The 26,989-nt window shown below is 35.9% G+C and carries 20 protein-coding genes and 3 pseudogenes; 13 read left to right on the forward strand and 10 right to left on the reverse strand.

Features of this window, described 5'->3' with window-relative positions; genetic code table 11:
• Positions 1-669: 669 nt before the first annotated feature.
• Positions 670-3,042: an endopeptidase La gene (lon, locus tag DMC01_RS04815; protein ID WP_142693154.1), complete on the forward strand. Its 2,373-nt coding sequence runs from the start codon at positions 670-672 to the stop codon at positions 3,040-3,042.
• 17 nt (positions 3,043-3,059) lie between these two features.
• Here the strand turns inward: lon and DMC01_RS04820 are convergent, their stop codons facing one another.
• The 6 genes from DMC01_RS04820 to aspS form a co-directional block, all read right to left on the reverse strand.
• On the reverse strand, positions 3,060-4,523 hold the full coding sequence (locus tag DMC01_RS04820) for a DASS family sodium-coupled anion symporter (RefSeq protein WP_142693155.1): 1,464 nt from the start codon (positions 4,521-4,523) through the stop codon (positions 3,060-3,062).
• A 756-nt stretch (positions 4,524-5,279) separates the two neighbouring features.
• The gene (gene pdxA / locus DMC01_RS04825; RefSeq protein ID WP_142693156.1) at positions 5,280-6,449 is read right to left on the reverse strand and encodes a 4-hydroxythreonine-4-phosphate dehydrogenase; all 1,170 of its coding nucleotides are present in this window, start codon (positions 6,447-6,449) and stop codon (positions 5,280-5,282) included.
• Positions 6,439-7,215, reverse strand: a complete 777-nt coding sequence (locus DMC01_RS04830; RefSeq protein WP_142693157.1) for a pyridoxine 5'-phosphate synthase — start codon at positions 7,213-7,215, stop codon at positions 6,439-6,441. The genes pdxA and DMC01_RS04830 overlap by 11 nt, the downstream gene beginning before the upstream one ends.
• A gap of 29 nt (positions 7,216-7,244) precedes the next feature.
• On the reverse strand, positions 7,245-7,766 hold the full coding sequence (gene ppa / locus DMC01_RS04835) for an inorganic diphosphatase (RefSeq protein ID WP_142693158.1): 522 nt from the start codon (positions 7,764-7,766) through the stop codon (positions 7,245-7,247).
• Positions 7,767-7,777: 11 nt separating this feature from the next.
• A complete protein-coding gene (locus DMC01_RS04840; RefSeq protein ID WP_142693159.1) occupies positions 7,778-8,347 on the reverse strand; it encodes an adenylate kinase in 570 nt (189 codons plus the stop codon).
• Positions 8,344-10,095 (reverse strand): aspartate--tRNA ligase, encoded by a 1,752-nt coding sequence (gene aspS / locus DMC01_RS04845; protein WP_142693160.1) that lies wholly within the window; start codon positions 10,093-10,095, stop codon positions 8,344-8,346. The genes DMC01_RS04840 and aspS overlap by 4 nt, the downstream gene beginning before the upstream one ends.
• Positions 10,096-10,220: 125 nt before the next feature.
• Between aspS and DMC01_RS04850 the strand changes: the two genes are divergently transcribed.
• The 12 genes and pseudogenes from DMC01_RS04850 (at position 10,221) to mrdA (ending at position 22,256) form a co-directional block, all read left to right on the forward strand.
• Positions 10,221-11,105, forward strand: a complete 885-nt coding sequence (locus DMC01_RS04850; RefSeq protein WP_142693161.1) for an NAD(+) kinase — start codon at positions 10,221-10,223, stop codon at positions 11,103-11,105.
• A gap of 17 nt (positions 11,106-11,122) precedes the next feature.
• Positions 11,123-12,631 carry a DNA repair protein RecN gene (locus DMC01_RS04855; protein WP_427846094.1) on the forward strand — a complete coding sequence of 503 codons (1,509 nt, stop codon included), beginning with the start codon at positions 11,123-11,125 and terminating at the stop codon, positions 12,629-12,631.
• Positions 12,632-12,678: 47 nt separating this feature from the next.
• On the forward strand, positions 12,679-13,926 hold the full coding sequence (gene cbrR, locus DMC01_RS04860) for a bile resistance response regulator CbrR (protein ID WP_142693163.1): 1,248 nt from the start codon (positions 12,679-12,681) through the stop codon (positions 13,924-13,926).
• Entirely contained in the window at positions 13,917-14,717 is an 801-nt protein-coding gene (locus DMC01_RS04865) for a TatD family hydrolase (protein ID WP_142693164.1), read from the forward strand. The genes cbrR and DMC01_RS04865 overlap by 10 nt, the downstream gene beginning before the upstream one ends.
• Positions 14,714-15,820, forward strand: a pseudogene (locus tag DMC01_RS04870) (lytic transglycosylase domain-containing protein); the annotation flags it as partial. The gene DMC01_RS04865 and the pseudogene DMC01_RS04870, both read left to right, overlap by 4 nt.
• A 781-nt stretch (positions 15,821-16,601) precedes the next feature.
• Entirely contained in the window at positions 16,602-17,426 is an 825-nt protein-coding gene (locus tag DMC01_RS04875; protein ID WP_142693165.1) for a septal ring lytic transglycosylase RlpA family protein, read from the forward strand.
• Between the two features lies 1 nt (position 17,427).
• Positions 17,428-17,910, forward strand: coding sequence for a KdsC family phosphatase (locus DMC01_RS04880; RefSeq protein WP_142693166.1), 483 nt, complete (start codon positions 17,428-17,430; stop codon positions 17,908-17,910).
• Positions 17,901-18,401, forward strand: a complete 501-nt coding sequence (locus DMC01_RS04885; RefSeq protein WP_142693167.1) for a hypothetical protein — start codon at positions 17,901-17,903, stop codon at positions 18,399-18,401. Before DMC01_RS04880 ends, DMC01_RS04885 begins: the two co-directional genes overlap by 10 nt.
• Positions 18,389-18,847 (forward strand): lipopolysaccharide transport periplasmic protein LptA, encoded by a 459-nt coding sequence (gene lptA / locus DMC01_RS04890; protein WP_142693168.1) that lies wholly within the window; start codon positions 18,389-18,391, stop codon positions 18,845-18,847. Before DMC01_RS04885 ends, lptA begins: the two co-directional genes overlap by 13 nt.
• Positions 18,844-19,035: pseudogene (locus tag DMC01_RS04895) on the forward strand (GTPase); the annotation flags it as partial. The gene lptA and the pseudogene DMC01_RS04895, both read left to right, overlap by 4 nt.
• A 930-nt stretch (positions 19,036-19,965) precedes the next feature.
• Positions 19,966-20,472, forward strand: coding sequence for a hypothetical protein (locus tag DMC01_RS04900; protein WP_142693169.1), 507 nt, complete (start codon positions 19,966-19,968; stop codon positions 20,470-20,472).
• Complete coding sequence (gene mrdA, locus DMC01_RS04905; RefSeq protein ID WP_142693170.1) at positions 20,469-22,256, forward strand: penicillin-binding protein 2; 1,788 nt, start codon at positions 20,469-20,471, stop codon at positions 22,254-22,256. Before DMC01_RS04900 ends, mrdA begins: the two co-directional genes overlap by 4 nt.
• A 743-nt stretch (positions 22,257-22,999) precedes the next feature.
• On the opposite strand, the gene DMC01_RS04910 is transcribed toward mrdA, so the two are convergent.
• From DMC01_RS04910 to hemW, 4 genes and pseudogenes are all read right to left on the reverse strand, one after another.
• On the reverse strand, positions 23,000-24,142 hold the full coding sequence (locus DMC01_RS04910; RefSeq protein ID WP_142693171.1) for an S-adenosylmethionine:tRNA ribosyltransferase-isomerase: 1,143 nt from the start codon (positions 24,140-24,142) through the stop codon (positions 23,000-23,002).
• The gene (tatC, locus tag DMC01_RS04915; RefSeq protein ID WP_142693172.1) at positions 24,135-24,872 is read right to left on the reverse strand and encodes a twin-arginine translocase subunit TatC; all 738 of its coding nucleotides are present in this window, start codon (positions 24,870-24,872) and stop codon (positions 24,135-24,137) included. Before tatC ends, DMC01_RS04910 begins: the two co-directional genes overlap by 8 nt.
• A gap of 255 nt (positions 24,873-25,127) precedes the next feature.
• Positions 25,128-25,389 (reverse strand): annotated as a pseudogene (gene tatB / locus DMC01_RS14895) (Sec-independent protein translocase protein TatB); the annotation flags it as partial.
• 125 nt (positions 25,390-25,514) lie between these two features.
• Positions 25,515-26,675, reverse strand: coding sequence for a radical SAM family heme chaperone HemW (gene hemW / locus DMC01_RS04925; RefSeq protein WP_142693174.1), 1,161 nt, complete (start codon positions 26,673-26,675; stop codon positions 25,515-25,517).
• Positions 26,676-26,989: the final 314 nt, after the last annotated feature.

The raw sequence follows: 26,989 nt of genomic DNA on the forward strand, positions 1-26,989 counted from the left end.
TAAAAAGCTTTTGTATTTTGAGTAAATTTAGTTTTTCAAAGAAACCACACTTTTACAAAAAGGCTTTTTGTTTTGAGAAACTTTATTTTTTAAGAAATTGCGTTTTAAAAGCTTTTTAAAGAAACTAGGCTTTACTAAAAAATATACCTTGCTTGTAGAAACTAAGTTTTGTCAGCTAGGCTTTTAGCCACTTAGTTGCCCCAGTTAAAATGCTTTTTTTAATTTTAACGCTTTTAAAAGACGGTTTAAATTTAAACTGCGTTTTACAAAATTTAAGATTTAAATTTAAACATAAAATTCAAGGCTTTTTGTCATAAAGCTTAAATTTTTAGCTAAATTTTAGTAAAATTCACATAAAAATTTAAGCAAGTTAAATTTAGGCTTGAATTTGAAATTTTGCAAGGATTTGAGTTTGCTTAAATTTTAAAATTTGCAAAGCTTTAAACTTGCTTGAATTTTGTAAATTTGCAAAGGCTAAATTCAAAGGCTTTTTGAAACTTGCTAAATTCAAAAACAAGTTTTACATTAAAGAACTTGTGAATTTAAAAAGCTTGTTTTAAGGGCAAAAAAGTCTTGTGAATTTAAAAAATTCAAGGTAGTTTTTAAAAAGAGCAAATTTTAAAAAGCTTGCTTACATACAAGCTTGAATTTAAATTAAAAGGACAAAATATGAATGTAGAGCAAAACAAAACTTATCCAAGCGAACTTCCTGTGCTTGTAGAAGATGAGCTTTTTTTATATCCCTTTATGATAACGCCCATTTTTTTAAACGACATTGCAAACATTAAAGCACTTGATCTTGCTTTAAAAAACGAGACTATGCTCTTTGTCGCCCCTTCTAAATTTGAGGGTGCTAGAAGCTTTGATGAGATCTATGACTGTGGTGTAATAGGCACTGTTATGAGAAAGGTGCCTTTGCCTGATGGGCGCGTCAAAATACTATTTCAAGGCTACACCAAGGGCAAAATCATAAAGCAAATAGGCTCAAAGCCATTAAGGGCATTAATTGACATCATCCCTCAAATAAACACAGACGGTGCCAAAAACGAGGCACTCTTAGCAGTTTTAAAAGAAAAGGTAAGAGCCCTTGCTAATATAAGCCATTATTTTTCCCCAGACTTGCTTCGCACCATCGAAGAGGGCGTAGATAGCGTTAGAATTTGTGATCTCATACTAAATACCATTCGGGTAAAAAAACAAAGTGCTTATGAATTTTTCATAGAAAGCAATGTAGAAAAAAAGATCATGGAGCTGATAAATTTAGTAGCAGAGGAGATAGAGGCAAATAAATTACAAAAGGAGATAAAAAATAAGGTTCACTCAAAGATAGATCAGGTAAATAAAGAGTATTTTCTCAAAGAACAAATCAAACAAATTCAAAAAGAACTTGGCTCAGACACTCAAAAAGAAGACGACACCAAAGAGTACTACACCCGCCTTGAAGCCAAGAAAAAATTTATGTATGAGGAAGCCTACAAGGAAATTAAGAAACAAATTGAAAAATTTGAAAGAATTCACCAAGACAACTCCGAAGCCTCGATGATACAAACCTACATTGAAACAGCTTTGGATGTGCCTTTTGAAAAGATGGCGAAAAAAAAGCTTGACATTAAAGAGGTCGCAAAACAGCTTGATAAGGATCACTACGCTCTAACAAAGCCCAAAGAACGCATTGAGGAATACTTCGCCGTTAGAGAGCTACTTGAAAAAAGGGGCATTGAGGATAAAGACGGTGCAAAGGTAATAATGTGCCTTTATGGACCGCCGGGCGTTGGTAAAACCTCGCTTGCCAACTCTGTGGCAAAGGCTTTAAAAAGAGAGCTAATCCGCATAGCCCTAGGGGGTTTAGAGGATGTAAATGAATTAAGAGGACACCGTAGAACCTACATAGGTGCTATGCCCGGACGCATTGTGCAGGGGCTAATCGAGGCAAAGCAGATTAATCCTGTCGTGGTTTTGGACGAGATAGATAAATTAAATCGCTCTTTTCGAGGGGATCCAAGTGCCGTGCTTTTAGAGATCTTAGATCCTGAGCAAAATGCGAAATTTAGGGATTATTACCTCAATTTCAACATTGATTTAAGTAAAATTATCTTTATCGCCACGGCGAATGATATAGGCTCGATTCCAAGCCCACTGCGTGATAGGATGGAGTTCATTGAGCTAAGCTCATACACGCCAAATGAGAAGTTTGCCATTATGCAAAACTATCTAATCCCTGATGAAAAGGCAAAGCACGGCTTGAAAAAGGACGAGCTTTCCATAAACAAAGAAGCTTGCGAGCTGATAATTAGCGAGTACACCAGAGAAAGTGGGGTTAGAAGCCTTCGTAGAAAGATAGCCGAGCTTTGCAGAAAAAGTGTGAAAAAATTACTCTTAGAAGATACAAAAAAGGTCTTAGTAACTTCAAAAAATTTAAGTGAATTTTTGGATAAAAAGGTCTATGAGCTTGAAAAACAAAACGGACAAAATGCCGTAGGACAAGTAAACGGCCTAGCTTGGACGGCTGTTGGAGGAGAGGTTTTAAAGATAGAAGCCATTAAGATCAAGGGCAAGGGGCAGCTAATGCTTACAGGCTCAATGGGCGATGTGATGAAAGAATCAGCACAAATTGCCTTTAGTTTGGTAAAAACCCTCATCGACAGTGGCACAGTAAAGCTTCCTAAAAAACTAGCCAAATTAAAGGAAAATGTATATGATCTTTACAATATACATTTGCATATACCCGATGGGGCTACTCCTAAGGACGGCCCAAGTGCTGGGATCACTATGTGCGTGGCACTGGCTAGCATTTTTAGCGAAAGGAAGGTTAATGCAACTGTGGCTATGACAGGAGAGGTTGATCTAGTGGGAAAGGTTTTGCCAATAGGAGGCTTAAAAGAAAAGTTAATAGCAGCTTATAAAGCCGACATAAAAACAGCCCTAATCCCCACGAAAAACTATGAAAGAGACTTAAAAGATATACCCCTTGAGGTGCGAGAAAGCTTAAAAATCATCCAAGTAACTAGAATAGAAGAGGTCTTAGAATACGCTCTCATATAGGCACCAAACTTGGTGCCTTAAAGCCAGATATGGGCTACATACTTAACCCAAGGAATACAAAGAACTAAAAAAACCACCAAATATATAAAACCAAAGATCAGCCCCAATCTCCAAAAATCCTTACTTTCAATATAATGAGTGCCATACCAAACAGGACTAGGTCCTGTGCCATAAGGGGTGATAATGCCAACAATGCCAAGTGTGAGCATTAAAAACAAGGTAAGTTGTTGTAGATCAATGCCATTTATCCCACTTGCTACTGTGATAAACAGTGCCAAAAGTGCGGTTACATGTGCTGTTGTAGAGGCAAAGAAATAATGAAGCACATAGAAAAATACAATCAAACCTATAAGTGCAAGTGTGGGCTCTAAATTTCCCAAATATGCCCCTCCTATCCTTGCTATAAAGTCCAAAAAGCCTACATTTTTAAGCCCACCTGCCAAGGTTACCAAGGAGCCAAACCAAGCCAAAACGCCCCAGGCTGCCTTATTTGCCAAAATATCATTCCACTCAATCACCCTTAAAAGCACCATTAAGATCATAACAGTTAAGGCAACAACAGTGGCATTTACCCCAAAGCTATCTCCAAAGATCCAAAAAATTAGAGCAAAAACGGCTAAGATTATCATGGTGTATTCTTTAAGGCTCATAGAACCTAGCCTTGATAACTCCTCCCCAGCCCATTTAGAAGCATCCGCAGAACCTTTCAAGCTTGGCGGATAAAACACATAAGCAAGCCAAGGAGTAGCAAGAAACAAAACGATCCCAGCAGGTAAAAAAGCCATAAACCAGCCAAACCAGCTAATGGGTGCTACCCCGCTTTTAACAGCCGTTTCCATAGCAAGTAAATTTGGAGCAAGGGCTGTAAAAAACATAGAACTTGTTACACAAGTAGCTGCTAATGAAACCCAGACCAAATAAGCTCCTAATTTTCTAGGATCCTTATCAGGATGAGAATCAACCATAGGAGGAATTTGACTAACTATGGGATAGATTATGCCCCCGCTTCTTGCTGAATTTGAGGGTATGAAAGGAGATAAAATGCCATCTGCTATGCTAATGGCATAACCAAGTCCAAGAGAGGTCTTGCCAAGCGTTTTCACTAAAAATAGGGCTATTCTCCTACCAAGTCCGCTTTTTTGATAGCCAAGCCCTATCATAAAGGCTGCAAAGATGAGCCAAACTGTGGAATTAGAAAAGCCAGCAAGTCCCCAATTTACAGCCTCACTAGACTTGATTATAGTTTCAGAATTTCCACTTCCAACAGGTCCAAGCTTAAGCCATATACACACCCCAACCCCAATCAAACCAACCAAGGCAGAAGGCACAGGCTCTATGATAAGCCCCACAATAACCCCAACAAAGATAGCAAAATAAAGCCAAGCATTAAAGCTTAAACCCTCAGGCACAGGACAAAGCAAAATCAAAAGTGCTACAATGATAGGAGAAAAGGCTTTTAAAAATTTAGCCACATAATGCATAGGAACTTCCTTTGAAGTTTAGTTTTAAAGTTAATAATTTTGACACAGTTTTAAGGAAAGATTTTTTAATGAGCTTGATATTTTTATCTTATTTTAAACATTTATCATTTTAAATTCAAAATAAATTTTTTATTTGTTTTAAAAATTCAAAGCTTTTCTTTACTATCTTTAAATTTAGCTTGAAAAAAATGAGAGATTATATAAAAATAAATCTTAAATAAAACTTAAATTTTTAAGATTTATTTAAGCTCTAATAAACCCTAGCATAAATTCAAGGCATAAATTTTAAACTCTTTTAAAAAGCTTTTAAAAAATGAAAAGGCTTTACGCTAAAAGCTTGCTGTGAATTTTTATGTAAATTTGCTTTTTAAGTAGCAGTTTAAATCTAAGTATTGGGCTCTTTTTTAAAAAAGTATTGATTTTAGACAAAATATCATATTTGTCATTGTGAGACTGTGCCAAAAATACACGAATTTATGGAGAAGTGCCTTGAATTGACGGCTTCTTCACCCATAAATTCGCCAATGGCAAATCAATACTTTTCTTGAAAAAGAGCTAAGTAATAAAAGCAAAGGCTTTTTTGTTTAAATTTAGAACTGAGTTTTAAATTTTAGTAGCAAAAAAAGATTTAAAGATGGTTTGAAAGGATAAAACAGTGTAAAATTAGCATTTAAAATTAGCCTTACTAAAATTTACAAAGCTAACAAAAAGTCTTTTGTATCTTGAATTTTATTTTAAGCTTTTTTTAGCATTTCACTAAGCTTTATTTTTCTTTTTTATTATAAGCTTTAAAGCCACAGCTATGGCTTCTTTGTAGCTTTTTGTGGAAATTTTGGCATTTTTGTAAGCCTTGTCAAAGGCAGTGCCGTGATCAACGCTAGTGCGGATTATGGGTAAATTTAAGCTCACATTGACGCTTTTTTCAAAAAATAGTGCCTTTAATGGAGCTAGGGCTAGATCGTGGCTCATAGAAATAAGACGGTTGCACTGTTTGAGTGAATTTTTCGTAAAAGCAGTATCAGCTACAAGGGGATTTGGTAAATAAAAATGCTTGAATTTCGCCTCTTTTTCAAGGCTTTGACTTAAATTTGAAAGCAAAATTTCATCATCAAGCAAACTTTTAAGCAGATTTTCAAATTCTATTTTATGATGATTTAAAAATCTTTTTTGACGAGTGTTTGAAAGGGTTTTGACATTTAAAAAAACATTAGTTATTTTAAGAGCCCTTGAAATTTCAAGCTCTTCTTTGCCTCCTATGGTACCAAAGTCGCTAGCGTGGGGGTTAAAAGATAAAACCCCTATCTTTTTAAACCGAGTTTCTTTGTAAAAGGTGATTAAAAATTCACAAAGTTTGGGTGCTTTTATCTTAAAGCTAACCTCGCTTAAAGGGATATGCTCGGTAAAAAGCCCTATAAATAATTCCTTGCAACCAAGCATCATAATGGCTTGTCGCCCAAAAAACTCACCTAAGGCCTGAGTATGTCCCTTGTAGGTAAGTCCTGCCTCGCTCCAAGCCTTTTTGTGAATGGGTAGGGTTATTAAAGCCCTTGCAAAGCCCATTTTGACAAACTCACAAGCAAATTTAAAGCTAGCAAAGCTATAAGATCCACTATTTGAGTCTATCTTTCCTGCCTTAATCTTAAATTTTTCGTTGGTTTGACAAGCTAAATTCGCCTCAAAGCACAAGCTGTCCTTATGCTGTCCTTTGATAAGGCTCATTTTAGAGGCGTTTGAAAATTCAACGCAAGTAAAATGCTTTGGTTTCTTTGAATTTAGCCTTTTCAAAGCCTGATTTAAGAGGCTTTCGTGTATGAAGTAGTAGGGCGTGCAGTATTTTGAGATGAAGTTGTGGCTTTTAAGTGCGATTTCAAGCCCTATGCCATTTATGTCGCCTATGCTAATGGCTATTTTTGGCTTAGCTAGCATTCATCAAAGCCTTCATTTCTTTGATGGCTTGTTCTAAACCCACAAAAACAGCCCTTGCCACTATGCTTTGTCCTATGTTTAGCTCGCAAATTGCCTGAATTTTAGCAATCTCTTCTACATTTTTGTAATTTAGTCCATGTCCTGCGGCGATTTTAAGCCCTAAATTCAGCCCCAAATTTGCTGAGCTTTTGATTCTTTCAAGCTCTTTTTCAAGCCTGGATCTAAGCTCAAAACGCGACAAATCAAGCTCTTTGATCTTATATGGGGTTTTTAAAATGTTGGTGTAAAAGGCACTGTGTAAATTTGCGTAAGCACCTGTGTGTAATTCCACAAAGTCAGCCTTAAGCGCGGCAGCTTTTTTAACACTTGCCTCGTTTGGATCTATAAAAAGAGAAACCTCTATATCGTGGCTTTTTAAGGTATCTATGGCTTTTAAAATGCCCTTGCTTTCTAAATTCAGCCCACCTTCTGTGGTTAATTCCTCTCGTTTTTCAGGCACCAAAGTTACTCTATGTGGAGCAAATTCACAAGCCAAAGAGAGCATAGCCTCATCGTTTGCGCATTCTAAATTTACAGGACATTTGCAATGCTTTAAGATCGTTTCAAGGTCGTGTTCCTTGACGTGGCGACGATCCTCTCTTATATGAAGTGTAATTTGTTCGGCATTTCTTGCTACTATCAAGGCTGCTTCAAGCACATTGGGCTCATCAACCTGCCTAGCCTCCCTTAAAACAGCGATATGATCTATATTTACTCCCAAAAGCATAAGAAAACCTCAAAGGGCTTGATATAGTTTCAAGCCTTATAATTTGCAATAGCCTTGTTTAATATTTTAACAGCCTCATCAAGCGGCTTAAAATCTTGCACCTTTACCCACTTGTCCTTTTCTAAGATCTTATAGGTTTCAAAGAAGTTTTTGATCTTAGCCAAACTAGCCTTTGGCAGATCATCAAGGCTTTTGATCTCATCATATCTAGGATCTACCTTGCTTGTTGGAACAGCTAAAAGCTTTTCGTCCATCCCACTTTCATCCTCCATAATGAGAACTCCTATGAGACGGCAAGGAAGCACAGCACCAGCTTGCACAGCATACTCGTTAAGCACGAGTATATCTACAGGATCCCCATCATCTGCTAGGGTATTTGCTATAAAGCCATAGTTTGCTGGGTAAAAAACAGCAGAAGCCATCACTCTATCAACAAGCACTGCACCGCTATCCTTGTCAAGTTCGTATTTAACGCTAGAACCATAAGGTATCTCAATGACAGCGTTGATCTTATCTGGGATTGAGCCCACCTTTATCTTAGAAAGATCCATCTTTGCTCCTTTTAAAGTAGTTTTTGTATTAGCTTTTTCATCTCAGCTACTATTTCTTCTATGCTTCGCTCACCGTTTATGGTGTAAAGCACCTTTTTTTCACTATAAAATTTGCGGATCTCACTCAAAGGCTCGGTAAAAACTCGCATTCTGTTGTTAAAAACCGCTTCATTATCATCATCCCCTCTTGATCTACCAAGCACTCTGTCCTTGGCTACTTGCTCACTTACTTGCACCTCGATCACAGCTCTTAGATCAATTTCCTTGTTCTTTTGCAAGACCTTGTCAAATTCCATCATCTGCTCAACGCTTCTAGGATAGCCATCTATGATCACAACTTGAGTGGCTGAATTTTTTAAGGCTGAAACTATGGTGTCTATGACCACAGTTAAAGGCACCAACTCGCCCTTTGAGATAAAGCCATTGATTAGCTTTCCAAGCTCAGATCCACTTGCAACCTCATCTCTCAACAAATCACCAGTGGAATAATGCGTAATATCAGCACCTTCTTTGGCTATGATGCTAGCATCCGTTGTCTTGCCACTACCCGGCGCTCCTATAATAAAAAATAGTTTTGTCATTGTAATTTCTCCCTTAATTTTATACCAAGTTCCCTTAACTGCTCTACGCTCACACTTGCTGGTGCTGCTGTCATTAGGCACTGAGCCCTTTGAGTCTTAGGAAAGGCTATTACCTCCCTAATGCTTGAAGCCTTGCTAAGTAGCATTATAAGCCTATCAAGCCCTATGGCAATGCCAGCATGCGGAGGGGCTGCGTAACTTAGAGCATCAAGCAAAAAGCCAAATTTTTCTCTTTGTTCGCTTTCATTTATATTTAAAAGCTTGAAAACCTTTTGCTGGATGTCTTTTTTGTGAATTCTAACACTCCCACCTCCAAGCTCAACGCCATTTAACACCACATCGTAAGCCACAGAGCTTATGTCCTCGATATTTTCCTCATCAATGTTTTTTGGCATAGTAAAGGGATGATGCATAGCAGAAAATTTTCCATCCTCATCCTCTTCAAACATAGGAAAATCCACCACCCACAAAAATTCAAGCACATTTTCATCAATAAGCTTCATCTCATTTGCCAAAAAAACACGAAATCGCCCCATATAATCAAGCACGGTTTTTTTAGCCCCTGCTCCAAAAAACACCACATCCCCAACCTCAAGCCCACATCTTTTAACAAGCTCGTCTAAATCGCTTTGAGTAAAGAATTTAAGCAAGGGACCCTTTAAGCCGTCCTCTTTTACCTGAATGAAGGCAAGTCCTTGTGCTCCAAATTTTCGCACAAAGTCCTCAAAGCCTTGCATTTGGCGCTTAGAAAAAAGCAGATCTCCCTTTGGCACACGCAAGGCCTTGATACGGTTTTTCTTGCTGTCTTTGGCAATACTAGCAAAAATTTCATTATTTGATCTAGCAAAAATATCCAAAACATCAATAAATTCAAGCTTAAAACGTAGATCAGGCTTATCTGAGCCATATTTTTCCATAGCATCCTTGTAGCTCATCACCTTAAAGGGTGTTTGAATTTCCTTGCCACAAGCATTGAAAATATCCTTTAAAAAGCCTTCTGCTACCCTAATGACATCTTCTTGAGTACAAAAGCTCATTTCTACATCAATTTGCGTGAATTCAGGCTGTCTGTCAGCCCTTAAATCCTCATCCCTAAAGCATTTTGCGATCTGAAAATAACGATCAAATCCTGCACACATTAAAAGCTGCTTAAAAAGCTGAGGAGACTGAGGCAAAGCGTAAAATTCGCCCTGATGAACGCGTGAGGGCACTAGATAATCCCTTGCTCCCTCAGGAGTAGCCTTTGTTAAAATAGGCGTTTCAACCTCCAAAAAGCCCATTTTAGAAAGAGAGTTTCTAGCTGCTATGCAAGCCTTTGAGCGAAGGGCGAAATTCTCATAAAGCTTTGAATTTCTAAGATCTAAAAAACGGTACTTCAAGCGAAGCTCCTCATTAACGCTCTCATCGCCTATTTCAAAGGGAGGGGTCAAGCTTTCATTTTCAATTACAAGCTCGCTTAATACCACCTCAATCTCGCCTGTTTTTAATTTAGCATTTCTAAGCCCCTCGCCCCTTGCACGCACTCTGCCTTTGGCAATTAACACGAATTCATTTCGCACTGTCTCTGCTATTTTATGAACTTCCTCGCTATCCTTTGGATCACAAACTAGCTGAATCAGTCCACTTCTATCTCTTAAATCAATGAAAATTATGCCTCCGTGATCCCTATATGAATTCACCCATCCACAAAGGCTCACAGTGTCGTTTATATTAGCTATGCTTAAATCAGTATTATAATGAGTTCTCAACATTTATCCTTAAAACTTATTTTGAAATTATAATATTTTATGCTTTACATTTTGTTAAATTTATCTTAAAAAATTTCACCAAGCAAGAAATTTAAATTTATCAAAACTTTGATATAATTTCATCTATGAAAGAACTGATCGACTATAAAAATATCCGTAAAATAGGACTTGTGGCTCGTTTAAATACAGATCTTAGCAGTGAAATTTTAATCCTACAAAACATTTTCAACAAAAGAGGAATTGAACTTTTATTAGAAAAAAACTGTATTTTAAGCTCAAATGAGATTAATAAAAAAAAGCTAGTCTGTTCGGGCTTTGAGCTTGATGAGTTGTTTCAAAGCTGCGATTTTATCATATCTTTGGGTGGAGATGGCACCCTTATATCCTTGTGCCGCAAGGCTAATGAGTATAAAAAGGCATTACTTGGCATACACGCAGGAAGACTTGGCTTTTTAACAGGGCTTGTCATACAAGAAGCACAGGGCTTTTTTGATGAGTTTTTTTCAGGAAACTTCCTTGTAGAAGAGCCCTTTTTGCTAGATCTTAGTCTAAAAGATAAAAATGGCAACTTGCTTGAAAAAACAGCCTTTAATGATGTGGTTTTTTCTCGTTTGCAAGATTATTCTATGGCTCATATAGAGGTGTTTAGAGACGGTAAGCTCTTTAATGAGTATTATGGAGACGGTTTAATAGTAGCAAGTGCTGCTGGATCAACTGCTTATAATCTAAGCGTAAATGGACCCATAATCTACACTCTTTCTGAGGTTTTTTTACTAAGTCCAATTTGTGCTCATTCTCTAACGCAAAGACCCATAGTGTTGCCAAGGGGCTTTGAGCTTGAAATTAAGGCCAAAGAGTGTTCCTTTTTCATTGACGGTAGAGAACAGCTTTTTGCCAAGGATTATGCGAGTATAAAATTAAGCCTAAGCGAAAAAAGAGCAAGGCTTATTTATCCACAAAATAGGGATTATTTTCAAATTTTAAAAGAAAAGTTAAGCTGGGGCAATTGATGATTTATAGAGTTTTTATGCGTGAAAATGTTGGTTTTAAGGAGGCTAGGCTTGACATTGAGGGGGGATTAACTGTTTTTACAGGACTTAGCGGGGCCGGAAAATCTGTGCTTTTTAGGGGGATCTTATCAGCCTTTGGACTTGTTGAAAGCGAGGCTAAATTTGTGGAGCTAAGCCTTGATGATAAGCTTGATCTTAATGAGTTTGGCATAGAAGAGGATGATGAGCTTATCTTTAAGATGCTAAAAGATAAGAGTGCGAAGTATTTTATAAACAGTCAAAGTATTAATAAAAAATCCTTGATGAATTTAAGCAAAAGCTTTGTGAAATATCTTTCCGTAAAGGATAGCAATGAATTTCAAAGCGAAAAACTATTAATCCTACTTGATGCACTTGAAATGAAACAAAATCCAAGCTTTGCTGAATTTAAGCAAGAATTTGCAAGTAGCTTTAAAGAATTCAGCAAATTGCAAGAAGCCTTGCAAAAAGTAAATGAGGAGGAGAGGCGAGTTGAGGAGCTAAAAGAACTGGCTAGTTTGCAAATTCAAAAGATAGAGGATATAAATCCTAAAATAGGCGAGTATGAAGAATTAATGGCTTTAAAAAAGAAATTAGCCAAAAAAGATAAGATTGAAGAGGCTTGGAGCAAGGCAAGGGCTATCTTTGAGCTTGAGCCCTTGGTTATAGAAGCCTTGAATTTAAGCGAGGTCAAGGGCGATTTTTTTAGCGAGTGTCTAAATGAGTTAAGAGTTATAGCAGAAAGTCAAAGCTTTGAGGATTTAGATCTTGACATAGAAGGGCTTTTAGATAGGATAGAAAGGCTTTCAGGTCTCATTAAACGTTATGAAAGCATAGAAAATGCCCTTGTGGTGCTTGAAGAAAAGAAGAAAGAATTAGCACATTATGAGAATTTAAGCTTTGAAAAAAAAGAACTTCAAGCTAAAATTTCAACGGTTTCAAACAAGCTTCAAGGCTTATCAAACAAGCTTACAAGCACCAGAAAGTCTCATTTAAAAGAGCTTGAAAACTTGATAAATTCATATCTAAGCAAACTTTATATGAAGGATCTTAGCTTAAAGCTAGAAAAAACCGAACTTTGTGAGCTTGGAAAAGATGAGGTGCAAGTTAGCATAAGCGATACTAGGCTTAAAAATTTAAGCTCAGGTGAGCTAAACCGCTTGAGACTAGCCTTCATAGCTACTCAGTGTTTTGTTTTAAATTCAGGCAAGGGGCTTATCTTCTTAGATGAGATCGATGCAAATTTAAGTGGCAAGGAGGCTATGAGCATAGGAAAGGTTTTAAAAGAGCTTTCAAGCTTTTATCAGATCTTTGCCATATCTCATTTACCTCAGCTTTCCTCAATAGCAAATAATCACTTCTTAGTGGAAAAAAAAGACAAGCAAAGCTTTGTTAAAAAATTAAATTCACAAGAAAGAATCAACGAACTTGCAAGGATGGTAAGTGGGGATAAGATCACAAGCGAGGCAATAGAGTTTGCAAAAACTTTGCTTGTTAAACAAAACTAAGCTTAAAAATGCTATAATCTTAGCTTTATTTTCAAAAAAGTAGGTTTATTATGAAAAAAATTCTAATCATTGATGATAATAAAATGCTTGCAAAGCTACTTGCAAAAAAGATCACAAGCTCCTTTGGCTTTGAGGTGGATCTGGCTTTTAATTTTGCTGAAACCTTGAATTTAATCGAAGAAGAGGCTTATTTTTTAACCTTTGCTGATCTTTGCCTTCCTGATGCTCCCAATGGAGAGGTGGTTGATCAGATCCTAGCAAAGAATTTACCTGTTGTAGTGCTAACAGCAAGTAATGATCAGGCTACAAGAGAGCTTTTCTTACACAAAGACATACTAAGTTATATTTATAAGGAAAGTGAATCTTGTGTAGATCAGATGATCTCTACCATAAAACTACTTGACGAGCATAATAAAGAAAAAGTGATCTTAGCTCTTAGTAAATTAGATGAAAGAAACAATCTTAAAAAAATCCTAAATTTAAGGCTCTTTGAGGTCTTAGCTTGTGCTCACGGAGAAGAAGCTCTTAATTATCTTAATGACAATGCTGATACAAGGCTTATAATTTGCGATGCTAAGATGCCTGTTATTGATTCTTTGGAGCTTCTTACTCAGGTTAGAGAAAAGTATCCAAAATCAGAGCTTGGTGTCATAGTCTTAGGAGAAAAGGATGATGATTTAGAAGCAAAGCTCTTAAACGCAGAGGCAAATGAATTTATCGCAAAGCCCTTTAATAAAGAGCTTTTTAGTGCTAGATTGGATAAATGTCTAAGGGCTATGAGTGATTTTAGACTAATGACTGTGTTTAAGGACTTAGAGCCTCTAACAGGGGCTAAGACCTCTTTGGCTTTAAGAAATGAATTTGAGGACTATGTGAGAGAGCTTAACGAAACAAATGAGGAATTTGCCTTTGCATTCTTAGAGCTTGATAATTTAAAGAGCATAAATGAAGAATATGGCTATCATATAGGAAATTTAATGCTTAAAACAGCAGTTAAAGAACTTTTCAACGAAACTATGGGAAGGGACATAATAGGACATTTTAGCTCTGAAAGAATTTGCATAGTGCTTAAAAATACAAGTAGCGAAAGGGCTATTAAACTGCTTTCTTTGATCCGTGTAAATATTAGAAACAAGGGAGTTTTGGTGTCCTTGGATGAGGTATTTTTTACCGTTTCCATAGGGCTTAGCTTTGGCAAGGCAGGAAGTTCTTTCACAGAACTTGCCACAAAGGCAAGTGAGGCTTTGAGTTTAGCCAAGGCAAATGGCAGAGATAGGATAGAGGTATGTTTTTAAGCACTGAATTTAAAGATAGCGAGAAGATTATAGATACGCATTGCCACTTAGATGATGAGAGTTTTTTTGATGATCTAGATGAAATTTTAAGGCATTCTTTTGAAAACAGCATAGAAAAGATCATCATCCCAGCTGCAAATCCAAAGGATCTTCCAAGGGCTGTGGAGCTTTGCGAGGCTTATGAGGGGCTTTTTTTTGCTGTAGGAGTTCATCCTAATGAAAGCAAGAGCTTTGATGAGGACTTTTTGCGTAAATTTATTACCCATAAAAAATGCGTTGGTGTTGGCGAGTGTGGGCTTGATTACTACTATGAAAGCACTGATACTGTAAAAAAGATACAAAAAGAAGCCTTTATAGCACAGCTTGAACTTGCTTGTGAGTACAAAAAACCTGTAATCATTCATAGCCGTGAGGCAAATGAGGATACCTATGAGATCTTAAAAAAATACGAGCAAAGACTTGTAGGAGGGGTTTTGCACTGCTTTAATGCAAGTGAGCTTTTGCTAAATTTAAAAGAAAACTTTCATTTTGGCATAGGTGGGGTTTTAACCTTTAAAAACGCCAAAGAATTACCTCTCATCTTACCCAAAATTCCACTTAATAGATTGGTACTTGAAACAGATGCACCCTATCTTAGCCCTCAGCCCTTTCGAGGCAAGAGAAATGAGCCTATATTTACGCATTTTGTAGCCACTAAGATGGCTGAAATTTTAAGGCTTGATAGAAATGAGCTTATTAAAATTTGCACGGCAAATTCAAAGGAGTTGTTTTTTAAGGAATTAGCTGTATGAGATTTGTATTGATTTTGGGGCTTTTTTTAAATTCACTACTTGCAAATGTATTTAGCCTAGAATATTACGAGGCTCAAACCCAGCTTCTTAAAAAATTTGATATACAAAGTTCTTATCTTAGCGATCTAAGCTTTGTAGAAAACAAAGAAAATATCAAAAAACTTCACTCAAAGACCCTAGCTCACTCAACAAAGCATTATTATGAGTTTATACCTGCTATTAGAAAGATCATCAAGGAAAATGATCTGCCTGAGGAGTTTTTGTATCTAGCCATTGTAGAATCTGGCTTAAAGGCTAAGAGTTCATCAAGTGCAAAGGCTGTTGGCATTTGGCAATTTATGGAAAAAACCGCTTTAAGCTTGAATTTAAGAGTGGATAAATATGTAGATGAAAGAAGGGATCCCTTTAAGTCAACTCAGGCCGCGGCAAATTATCTTAAAGATTTAAAAAGCGAGTTTGGCAAGTGGTATCTAGCCATACTAGCTTATAACTGCGGAAGCGGTAAGCTAAAACAAGCCATCAATGAAGCACAAAGCGATGATTTAGCCATCTTGCTTGATGAGGATAAAAAATACCTACCCCTAGAAACAAGGCTATTTATCAAAAAAATTCTCACCCTAGCCTTTCTAGCAAAGAATGAAAATTTTTTATTCGAACAAGATAGAGCCATTAGCAATCTTAGCACAGTTAATGAATTTATCAAGGTTCAAGTGCCCTCAAGCGTATCTTTGAAAGAACTTTCACTTTTTGCAAGTTTGCCCCTCGATGAGCTAAAAAGATATAATCCTCATTTTAGATATGATTTTACTCCTCCTGGGCCAAATTATTATATGTATATACCGCTTAACAAGGGGCTTGATTTTGAAAAAAACTATGATCCTACGAAGTTAGCAAAGCTTGATATAAAAATTTCTGATACAAAAATTTACACAGTTAAGGCAGGTGATACCCTAACAAGCATAGCCAAAAAACACGGCATCACAGTAGCTGAGCTAAGAAAGCATAATAAAATAAAAAATGATCATTTAAGCCTTAAACAAAGATTAGCTATACCATCAAAACTTGCAAAACTTGAACTAAGCTACACCAAACAAAATAGCAAGGACCTACCAAAACTGGGTAAAAACTCAAAAATACAAAAATCACCCCCTCAAAAAAGCCCTCAAACAAAAATTTACACAGTTAAAGCAGGTGATACCCTAACAAGCATAGCCAAAAAACACGGCATCACAGTAGCTGAGCTAAGAAAGCATAATAAAATAAAAAATGATCATTTAAGCCTTAAACAAAAGCTAATCATTCCCATTAAGATGACAAAATATGCTAGGGTTACAAAATAAGCCTTTTGGCTGAATTTAAACTTAGCTTTGAATTTTAAGTGTAAATACGTTTTTGAATTTTAAGTGCAAAATTAGGTGTGGTTGAATTTAAGCACAGCTTCAATCTTAAAATTTAAAACTTTTTAGTAACTACTTTTAAATCATAAGTTCTGTGAAATCCAAAGCCTAGCTAAGACAAATAGCTCTTTTTCAAAACAGTGTTGATTTGTCATTTTGAGCTTAGACTAGAAAGCCAAAAAGCTCTAAGCTTGTCATATTGAGGGAGTAAAACAACAAAAATATCTCTTTGAATTTAGAGTTTCTGATCACACGCTGGGAATGACAAGGGCTTAGAGTTTATTCATTGTCGTTTAGAATGACAAATATGGTATTTTATCTAAAACCAATAGTTTTTTAAAATAAAGCCAATAAAAATTAAATAACTTGTAACAAAAAGCCATTAAAAAATTCAAATTACAAACAAAAGATCCTTTTAGCTAGGCTTATTAATTTAAATAAAATTTTTTTTTGTTACAATTATGCAAAAATTAATCAAGGTGTAGCTATGCAAATTCAAACAAAGATAGCAAGAATTTTAAGTTTAAGCCTAGTGGTGCTTTTTCTCAGTGCTTGCGGGGCAAGCAAGGGTTCTCAGGGTAGCCTTGGAGGCTATTCAAGTAGGGATTTTAGAAGTGATAGAACTAGCACTTCCTCAAACGCCAAAGGCACTATGAAGCCTTATACCATCAATGGCAAGACCTATTATCCCACTGTTGTGGAGGTTGGAGAAACAGCTGATGGTATAGCTAGTTGGTATGGACCTGGCTTTCACGGCAAAAAGACAAGCAACGGAGAAACCTACAATCAAAACGCCCTCACAGCTGCCCACAAAACCCTACCTATGAATACCATTTTAAGAGTAACAAATCTCAACAATGGACAAAAAACAACAGTTCGCATCAACGACAGAGGTCCCTTTGTGGATAATAGAATCATAGATCTCTCAAAGGCAGCAGCCTCTCAGATCAATATGCTACAAAGTGGCACAGCACCCGTTCGCTTGGAGGTCATAGGCTTTGGTGCCATTGATAAAAGCCACAATATCATAGAACAAAATGTGAATTTAGGCTCAAGCGGAGAGATAGTAGGAGGAGGTAGGGTCTATGAGGGCGGAGGCTTTATGGTTCAAATTGGGGCATTTAGGTTTGAAGAGGGTGCTAAGAGCATAGCAAATAAGTATCAAAAATACCAAAACTACAATGCTGTTGTCAAAAATAGCCCAAAAGACGGCTTAAATAGAGTCTTCTTAAAGGGCTTTAAAAGCGAAGAAGAGGCAAAGGACTTTGCAAAAAGTGGGATCTTCACAGGTGCCTTTGTGGTAAGAGAGTGAAATGATAGAGCTAATTTTCTTAGATGTAGATGGCTGTTTAACAGATGGCAAGATTATTTACTCAGCAAATGGGGTTGAGCTTAAAGAGTTTAATGTCAAGGACGGTGCTGCCATTGAGGCCTGGCTTAAACTTGGCAAAAAGGTAGCCATCATCACGGGAAGAAATAGTGAGTGCGTAAATTTAAGGGCAAAGGATCTAAAAATAGATCTGCTTTATCAAGGGGTAAAGGATAAACTAGCTTGCGCTAAAAACATACTTAAAAGCTTGAATTTAAGCTTCTTGCAAAGTGCTGCTATAGGGGATTATTACAATGATCTAAGCCTTTTAAATGCCGTTGCTTACGCCTTTACCCCAAAGGATGCTCATATAAGCGTTGGAGAAAGATTGAGGCTAAGAGGAGGAGAAGGGGCGATCTCCTTGATGATAGAAAGGCTTATAAGGCACAATAAAATGCAAAAGGAGTGGGATAAACTTTGGCTATAAGGCTTTTTTCCACTTTGATGCTCTTTCTTTCTCTTGCCTTGGTTTTTATGAGTGTGCAAGATTTTTACTCCATAGAGCTAAGTCCAAATGAGCTTAATTTTAAAAACATCATAGCAAGAAATATAGATCTTTACGAGCTAAACTCAACTCAGATCAAGTCAAACTACAAAGCAGATCAATGGACTAGGTATGAAACTAGGGATCTTTTTGATGAGGCTGTGATTCTTGGCTATGATTTTAATCTAAGCACGAAAGAGCTTGTGCTAGAAAAAACTGTAGCTATATTTAATGATGACACCATATATGAGGATCTAAATAAAACCAAAATCGAGGCTAAAAATTTGCTTTATGATAGGGTGAAAAAGGAACTTAGCACCAATTTACCCTTTAAGGCTTATAAGGATGATGATCTTTTGATGGGTTCTTTTTTGCATTATGACTTAGAGAAAAAAAGGCTTAATATCCAAGGGGTTAAGGCGTGGTTAGAATAATATTAATATTTTCTTTGTTTTTTGTGTGCTTATTTGCTAAGCCTATAGAACTTAGTGCTGATCGCTTTTATGCAGATGAAAAAAGCGGGGAAAATGTATTGAGCGGAAATGTTGTGGTAAAAAAAGATCAAGACATACTACACTCAGCCAAGCTTTTAATCACCACAGATTCAAAAAGAAAGCCTACCAAATACAAGGCAAGTGGCAATGCTAGCTTTAATATCATCTTAAAGGACAAGCACTACAAGGGTGGGGGCAATGAGCTCATTTATGATGTCTTGCAAGATAGATATGAGATCACCGGAAATGCTTTCATACAAGAACTTGTCGAAAAAAGAAGGCTTTATGGGGATAAGATCATCATAGATAAAAAGCAAGAAAAATACGAGGTTATAAGCGATAAAAGTAAGCCTGTGAGATTTATTTTTGAGGTTGAGGAAAGATGATAGTAGAGGCTAGGTTTATCAAATCAGCAAGTAATATAAAAGAAGCCTTAAATGAAGATCTTTTGGAAGTAGCCTTTTTAGGCAGATCAAATGTAGGCAAAAGCTCTTTAATCAATGCCCTAACAGGACAAAAAAATTTAGCTAAAAAATCAGCCACTCCCGGCAAAACAAGGCTTATTAATTTTTTTGAGCTAACTTTTAGCTTAAGCCTTGATGATGCTTTGAATTTTGGCTTAGATTTAAAAAAGCTTAATCTTTTAAATTCACAAGAAGGTTTGCATTCTAAGATAATAAATTTAAATGAGGCTATAAATTCTAGCTCAAAGTTAAGTAAGACTGTAAGTGCTAAGCTAGCCTCAAGCAAAATTACAAGCCTAAATGAAAACTTGAAGCTAAATTCAAAGGACACTGTGAATTTAAAGATAGACGAGGCTGTGAATTTAAGGACAGATGAGCTTGTGAATTCAAAGGAAAATTCAAGCAAGGAGCCGAGTTTAAATGCAAATTCAAGGCCAAATTCAAAGGAAACTGTGAATTTAAATTCAAATAAAACTGTGAATTTAAATTTAAATTCAAATCAAACCCTCGCCTCACTATCAAGCTTAAATGAAAAAAAGATGAGGCTTAAAAAAATTGCATCTTCTAAATCAAGCTGCAATTTAGAGGAAAAAGGCTTAAAATTCACGCCTACCTTAAATGGCGAGTTAAATCAAGCTAAGCTTAATTTAAAATTAAATTCAAAAGAATATAAAAATATAAGATTTAAGCTAGGCTTTGTGGATTTGCCAGGCTTTGGCTATGCTAGGATAAGCAAGGAAATTCAAAAGAACTGGGCTAGAAATTTGGATGAGTTTTTAAGATCAAGAAGCTCAATAAGGCTTTTTTTACACCTTATCGATTCAAGACACGAGAATTTAGAACTTGACTGTGAGATAAATAAATATTTAAACTCAGTTAAAACCAAGGATCAAAAAATATCTAAAATCTTCACAAAAGCAGACAAGCTAAATCAAAGTCAAAGAACTAGATTAAAAGATGAATGCCTAGTTTCAGCCACAACAAAACAGGGACTAAAAGAGCTTAAAGTGCATATCATCAAACAAGTCTTAGGATCATAAATGCCAAAGCAAAGAAGATATGCAAGCACTCAAAAGCACCGTTTTATAGATGGAGGCTATGTTTTTTGGGCAGCCTTTTTTGTGCTTTATCAAATTTTTAGCTCCATTTTTCCCTTGCCCATCTTGCTTGGCTTCTTTTTTTGCTATACTTTAAGCTTGATTAAAGAAAGTGAGCTTAATCTTTACGATCTGGATTTTCGCTACTATTTTGCCCTGCTTTATCTTTTATTCATTGACATTACTCACGATTTTTATCTTTTTTCATCCTGGATAGCCTTTTTTATCTTTTATTATTTTTTCGTAGATTGGCTAAGAATCACCTTTAAGATAGGCAAACTTTTACCCATTTTTTTCACCCTTTGTGCTTACTTGATCTTTTATGTGCTTGATCAGATTCTATCCTATGTGGATACCTCTAAGCTTGATCTTTTAGGAAAAGAGTATTTTATCTACGCTCTTATTGAAGCCTTTATTTGCTTTTTTGTTTTCAAGGATAAATTAAGATGAGAATGCGTTTGGTTGTAGGCTTTATCTTTTTATTTTTTGTCTTGCTTTTAAGTAGGGTTTATTATCTTAGCATCAAATCTAATGTATATTATGAAGAAATGGCAAAGCAAAATGCCATAAAAACCCAACAAATCGCCCCAACAAGAGGGCTTATCTATGATAAAAATAACTTAGTCCTAGCAAACAACAACCTAGGTTTTAGCATCTCAATAAAGCCCTATCTTAGCATAAGAAAGAAAAATCAAGCCATCTTAGATGAGGAAATATCCATCTTAACTCAGTTTTTTCCAGATCTAAATGCAAGCATTTTGCATAGAAATTACACGAAAGAGGATTCTTATTACAATCAAAACTTCATAGAAGTAATAGACTTTGTTTCTTATTATGATATGATTGTGCATTATTCTGAGCTTCAACTAAGAGAAAATTTACAAATCACTCCCATAGTAAAAAGATTTTATCCTTATAGCCACATAGCAAGTCATATACTAGGCTACATAGGCAAGGCAAATTTACAAGATATGAACGAAAACGAGCTAGCAAAGCTTACTAAATATGTAGGAAAAAGCGGCATAGAAAGACATTACAATGAGCTTTTACAAGGAGAAAGAGGAATTAGAGAGGTTAAGGTAAATGCCTTTAACAAAGAAATAGAAGAGCTTTTTTACCAAGAGCCTAGCTCAGCTGATCTTAAACTAACAATAGACATCAAGCTTCAAGAGTTTTTATCAGAGCTCTTCGCTCAAAATGCTGGTGCAGCGATAATTATGGACACTCAAAGCGGTGCCATCCTAGCAGCTGGAAGTTATCCTGAGTATGATCTAAATCCCTTTGTCTTAGGCATTTCAAACAAGGAGTGGCAAGATTTGGTAAATCATCCTGATCATCCTTTTACAAATAAAATGATAAATGGGCTATACCCTCCTGGTTCTGTTGTGAAGATGGGCGTTGGGCTTTCTTTTTTAAATTCAAAAAATATCAACAATGCTACGAATTTTGTTTGCACAGGAGCTGTTAATCTTGGAGGTAGGGATTTTAGATGCTGGAACAGAGGAGGACATGGGCATATGAATCTAAAACACGCCATTCAGCACAGCTGCGATGCGTATTTTTACGAGGGAGCCTTGCGTGTTGGCATAGATACCATAAGCTCAACCCTTTCAAACATAGGCTTTGGAGCAAAGACAGGAGTTGATCTACCAAATGAATTCGTAGGCACAGTTCCAAGCAAAGAATGGAAACTTCGCCGCTACAACAAGCCTTGGTATAGGGGAGAAACCCTAAATACCAGCATAGGACAAGGAGATTTCCTAGTAACCCCTATGCAAATAGCCAAATACACAGCCCAAATAGCCTCAGGCAAAAAAATCACCCCTCATTTTGTCCAAGGTGCCAAGCAAGATGATGAGGAGGAGCTTTTTAACCCCTTTGAAAAGGCTCAGCTACCAGCCATAAGAGAGGCTATGCTTGCAGTAACGACAGAGCCAGGAGGAACTGCTTTTAGGTACTTTTACGGACTTCCTTTAAGCGTGGCAGGAAAGACAGGAACAGCCCAGGTCATAGGCTTTTCTCAGGCTGAAAAGAAAAACATAAGAGAAAAGGATCTTGCATACTATACAAGATCCCACACCTGGCTTACAAGCTTTGCTCCCTATAATAATCCAAAATTCGTAGTAACAGTTTTACTTGAACACGGAGGACGCGATATAGCCTCAGGTCCTCTTACAAGAAAAATTTATGAAAAATTAATAGAACTTGGCTATCTTGAAAAAGAAACAAAATAGATATTTTGCTTTTTTTCAAATAAGGATCAATTAAACTTAAAGCTTTTTAAGTTAAAGCCTATGAAACATAAAAATTTGTTTTTGTATTTCGCTAAAGGGAAATTTGAAAGCATTTTTTACTTAGCCTTTCGTCTCTCCCTTTGTAAGAAGTCCTAGGTTTAGAGGCGAAAAAATTGCTGAATTTTGTCAAATTCCTCATCAATGTTTGTGTAAGATTTTCAAAGAACTTCGCATTTTGATAGCCAAAAAATGCGAGAGGTTTTCTAAAATAAATGGTAAAACACTCTAAAAACTAGTTTGCACACTCGCAAAATCATATCAATGAAACTGTGAATTTTTTAGCTTCGCACTCTTGCAACTGCAAACAAAAAAAGCCTTGCAAGGTTTAAATTTGCTAAATTCAATGGCTAAGAAAATTTTAGCCTTAACTTAAAAAACAAAATTAATACAAAAATTTTAAGACAAAATTCTCATCAAAATTTACCAAAATTGATAAGGCAAAATCCTCTTAAAGTATATTGAGCCTAAGATAAATACCGTTTTAAAAAGCGTCAAATAAACATTTAGCTACTTGCATTAAAAAGTGCTTAGCTTGAATTTAAAAAGCTTTAAGAGTATTTGACTTATTAAAGCTTGAATTTTTTTAAATTCATAAACTCACTCAAAGGCAAAACTCACAAAATCTAACTTAAACTGTCAAGATAAAATTCAAAAGATAAAAACTAAGGCTCAATTTAACAACGCTAAATTATAAGCATAGCATCCCCATAAGAATAAAAGCTATAGCCTTTTTTTATAGCTATCTCATAAAGCTCTAAGGTCTTTTTTCTGCCTATAAAGCTTGCTACAAGCATTATGAGTGTGGATCTTGGAAGATGAAAATTTGTTAAGAGATAATTTTGACGAAGTGGTGGATTTTTAGGGTGTAAAAAAAGTTCGCACTGTGAATTTTGCAGATGGGTTCTAGCATAATTTTCTATGCAGCGAGCTACTGTTGTACCTACTGCTAAAAGAGGCTCTTTGCTATCAATCACCCTTGCAAGCTCATCATTTATAAAATAATCCTCGCTATGCATCTTGTGAAGCCTTAGATCATCTACTTCCACACCCTTAAAGGTGCCAGCTCCTATGTGAAGGGTGAGGGTGTAAATTTTATGTGTCCTTGTAAGTTTTTTTAACAAGGCCTTTGAAAAGTGCAAACTAGCAGTAGGAGCTGCTATGGCACCAAGATTTTTAGCAAATATGCTTTGATAGTCCTTACTGTCAGATTTTGTATCTGCTCTTTTTATGTAAGGAGGAAGGGGAATGTGTCCTATTTTTTCAAGCATAAATAAAAGCTCTTTATCGTTTAAAAGCCTTGAATTTTTGGGTAAATTTAGGGAATTTTCATTGAATATTGCTGAATTTTTTGCCAAACTCACATCTTTTTCGCATTCAAACTCGCTTTTTGTCAAGTTTTGGCTAAAAAATTCACCCTTTTTGTCTGCAAAAAAGCAAACCTCCCTTGTGCCATCCTCATTTATGCTGAAAATTTTAGCACTTACTCCATTTTGAAAGCACAAAATTTCGCCCTCTTTCACTCGTCCTTTAATTTGCACCAAAAAGCTAAACTCACTTAAAGCCTTGTGAAATAAAAGCTCGCACCTAGCACCCCCACTTTTAACCCCATAAATTCTAGCCTTAATAACCTTGGTATCATTAAAAACCACAGCACAAGGTGGTAAAAATTCACATAAATTGCCAAATTCAGTGTGGGTGATTTTATTTATCTTTCGCTCAAAAACAAGCAGCTTCGCCCTTTCTTTTGGCTTTGTAGGCCTTAAGGCTATGCAAGATTTAGGCAAGGCATAATCATAGCTTAAAAGCCTTAGATCCTCATCAAACATCAGTGTTCTTAGGCTTTGCTGGATTGATTTTCTTAGCTATCATTATGGAAAGTAAATATAATAAGCAAAGAGGGATGGCCATTAAAAACTGAGAGATTACATCAGGTGGCGTCATCAAGGCAGCAAAGATAAAAATTAGCAAGATAGCTACACGAAAGTGTCTTTGTAAAAAAGCATCATCTATGAGATTTAATTTTGCTAGAAAATAAGTAAGCACAGGTAGCTCAAAAGCAAGTCCAAAGGCTATCATAAGCTTGATAAAAAAGCCAACATAAAGCCCAAGGCTTATTAGAGGGTTTAGATCCTGTATGTTTGCTCCAAAATTTATAAGAAAATTAAAAGCCATAGGCACAACTATGAAATAGCAAAAACTAGCCCCAAGCAAGAACATAACAGTAGCAAAGAAAACAAAGGGCAAAACAAGCCTTTTTTCATGCTCATAAAGGCCAGGTGCTACAAATTTCCAAAACTGCCAAAAGATCACAGGCAAGGCCAAAATAAAACCGGCAAAAAAACTCACCTTCATAGTGGTAAACAAAGGCTCTGTAAGCTCGACAAAGGTAACTTTTTTTGAAAACTCAGGAAGAGCTTCCTTCAAAGGAGAGGTTAAAAGATCTAAGATATGCTCGCTAAAAAAAAGAGAGACAAAAAAAAGCACTATCACGCAAAGAACGCTTATAAAAAGCCTTTTTCTTAACTCAACTAAATGCGGTCTTAGCTCTTCAAACATTTGTTTTTTCTGCCTTAGTTCGGCTTGTAGCTTGATTTGAATTTAAGTTATTGTCTGTGGTTTTTGTCTGTGAATTTGCTATTTCATTTGACTGTAAATTTAAGGGCTCTTGTGTCGTTTTAATTTCGCTCTTTGAATTTAAGGGCTTTGTTTCTTCTTTGAATTTTAAATTGCTAGTTTCTTCTTTGAAACTTTTTTCGCTTGCATTAAAACTCATAGTTTCTTTTATGCTAGCTAGTTCCTCATTAACAGAGTTTTTAAGCTCGTCAAATTCCTCAAAACTAAGCTTTTTTCTAAGATTTTCATTATGCTGGCTAAATTCGTTTTTGTATTTATCAGCCTCTTCTTTAAGCTCACTAATTCTAAGCTCTTTTTCTATGCCCTCCTTTGCCTCATCAACTTGCTTTTTAAGTGCCTTAAAGATCTTAGCAATTTGCACTATAAAGCCTGGTAATTTCTCAGGTCCTAGCACCAAAATAGCGACAATTAAAATGACGATTAACTCGCCCATACTCATATTTTATCCTTAAATTCAAAGGCTCTTTGTGCTGTTGTTTTAGCAAAAGATAGGCTTGCACTTTACACGCTAGATAAAAGAGCCATTTAAATCCTAATTTTACACAAATTTGATTAAAAAAGCTTTTAACTTGCCAAAAATAAAGTAAGCTCATCAGCAAGCAAGAAATTCGTGCTAAAAAAACGAGGTTTTTGAGAATTTTTTAAATGAAAATTAGCCTTAAGTTTAGTAGCAAACTCGTTTTTGCTAATATCTTTAAGCTCATTTTTAAAAAAGCCTTTTAAATGGGTATCATAGCGAAGCTTACCGCTTTTAACAAGCAAAAAAGCCCTTTGTCTTTGTCCTTCATTTAATCTTTCCTCCTCAATGCCAACAACGCTACGAAGCCCCAAAAATAAATGCTCTAAAAGCAAATCCTCCTCACTCAGACTTTCAATGTGCCTAAAATGAGGCTCTTTTATATAGCTTTTAAGATCCTTGTGTGTATAAAAACGGCTTTTATCATAAAAACTAACCGCACTAAGCCCGCAACCAAGGTAGTTTCGCCCTTGCCAGTAGGCAAGATTATGCTTGCAAGGCTCGTTTTTGGTAAAATTACTCAGCTCATACTGAAAAAAGCCTAAATTTTCAATGCCCCTTATGAAAAAACGCATTAAATTTGGCGCATTTTTTTTGTAATTTAAATGCCCCCAAAAGGCTGTGTTTTTTTCAAGGGTCAAATGATAAGCACTAAGATGACTAAGCCCCATTTTAGTTAAGATGGCTACATTTTCAAGCTCAAATTCAAGCATTTTTTTACTATCAAGCTTGGTATCATAAATAAGATCTATATTTATCTTAGAAAAGCCAGCCTTTGTGGCATTTTCAAGGCTTTTAAAGATATCTTTTTGACTATGGGCTCGTCCTAAAAAGCCAAGCTTTTTTTCATCAAAGCTTTGAGCTCCAAAGGAAAGGCGGTTTATGCCAAAGGCTTTCATATGTTCAAGCCATTCTAAGTTACTTGAATGCGGATTTGCCTCTATAGAACATTCACAGTTATCATCCAAATAGGTGCTTAAAAATTTAAAAAGCGGCTCATAAAGCTTAAAATTCACCACACTAGGCGTGCCACCTCCTATAAAAAGGCTTTTTATGCCTTTAAGCTCTAATTTGTCAAAATGAAAGCTCATATCTTCAAGTAAGGCTTTAAAATATGCCTCTTGCAAACTATCATTAGCTTTTAAGGAGGTAAAGGCACAGTAAGAACACTTGCTAAAACAAAAAGGCACATGCAAATATAAGTGCATAGTTTATCCTTGATAGCTTGAATTTTAAATTCACAAAAGCATAAAAAAGCAAAATTAGGCTTTTGTGAATTTAAAATTCAAAAGGCTTGAATTTTAAAAAATTTAAAGCTTTTAAATTTAGGGACTTATTTTAAATTCACAGTTTAAAAATTTTATTCCTCATTAAACAAAATGGCTCAATTAAAAAATGCAAGATTTAAATCTACAAAAAAACTATATTTTTATAAAAACTTAAATTTGAGGCTAAATTCATATGCCTTGCTAAAGCTTTGTTTGTAAATATTAATTTTCCTAAATATACAATAATATCCACT

Source organism: Campylobacter troglodytis, assembly GCF_006864425.1.
Classification (GTDB): domain Bacteria; phylum Campylobacterota; class Campylobacteria; order Campylobacterales; family Campylobacteraceae; genus Campylobacter_D; species Campylobacter_D troglodytis.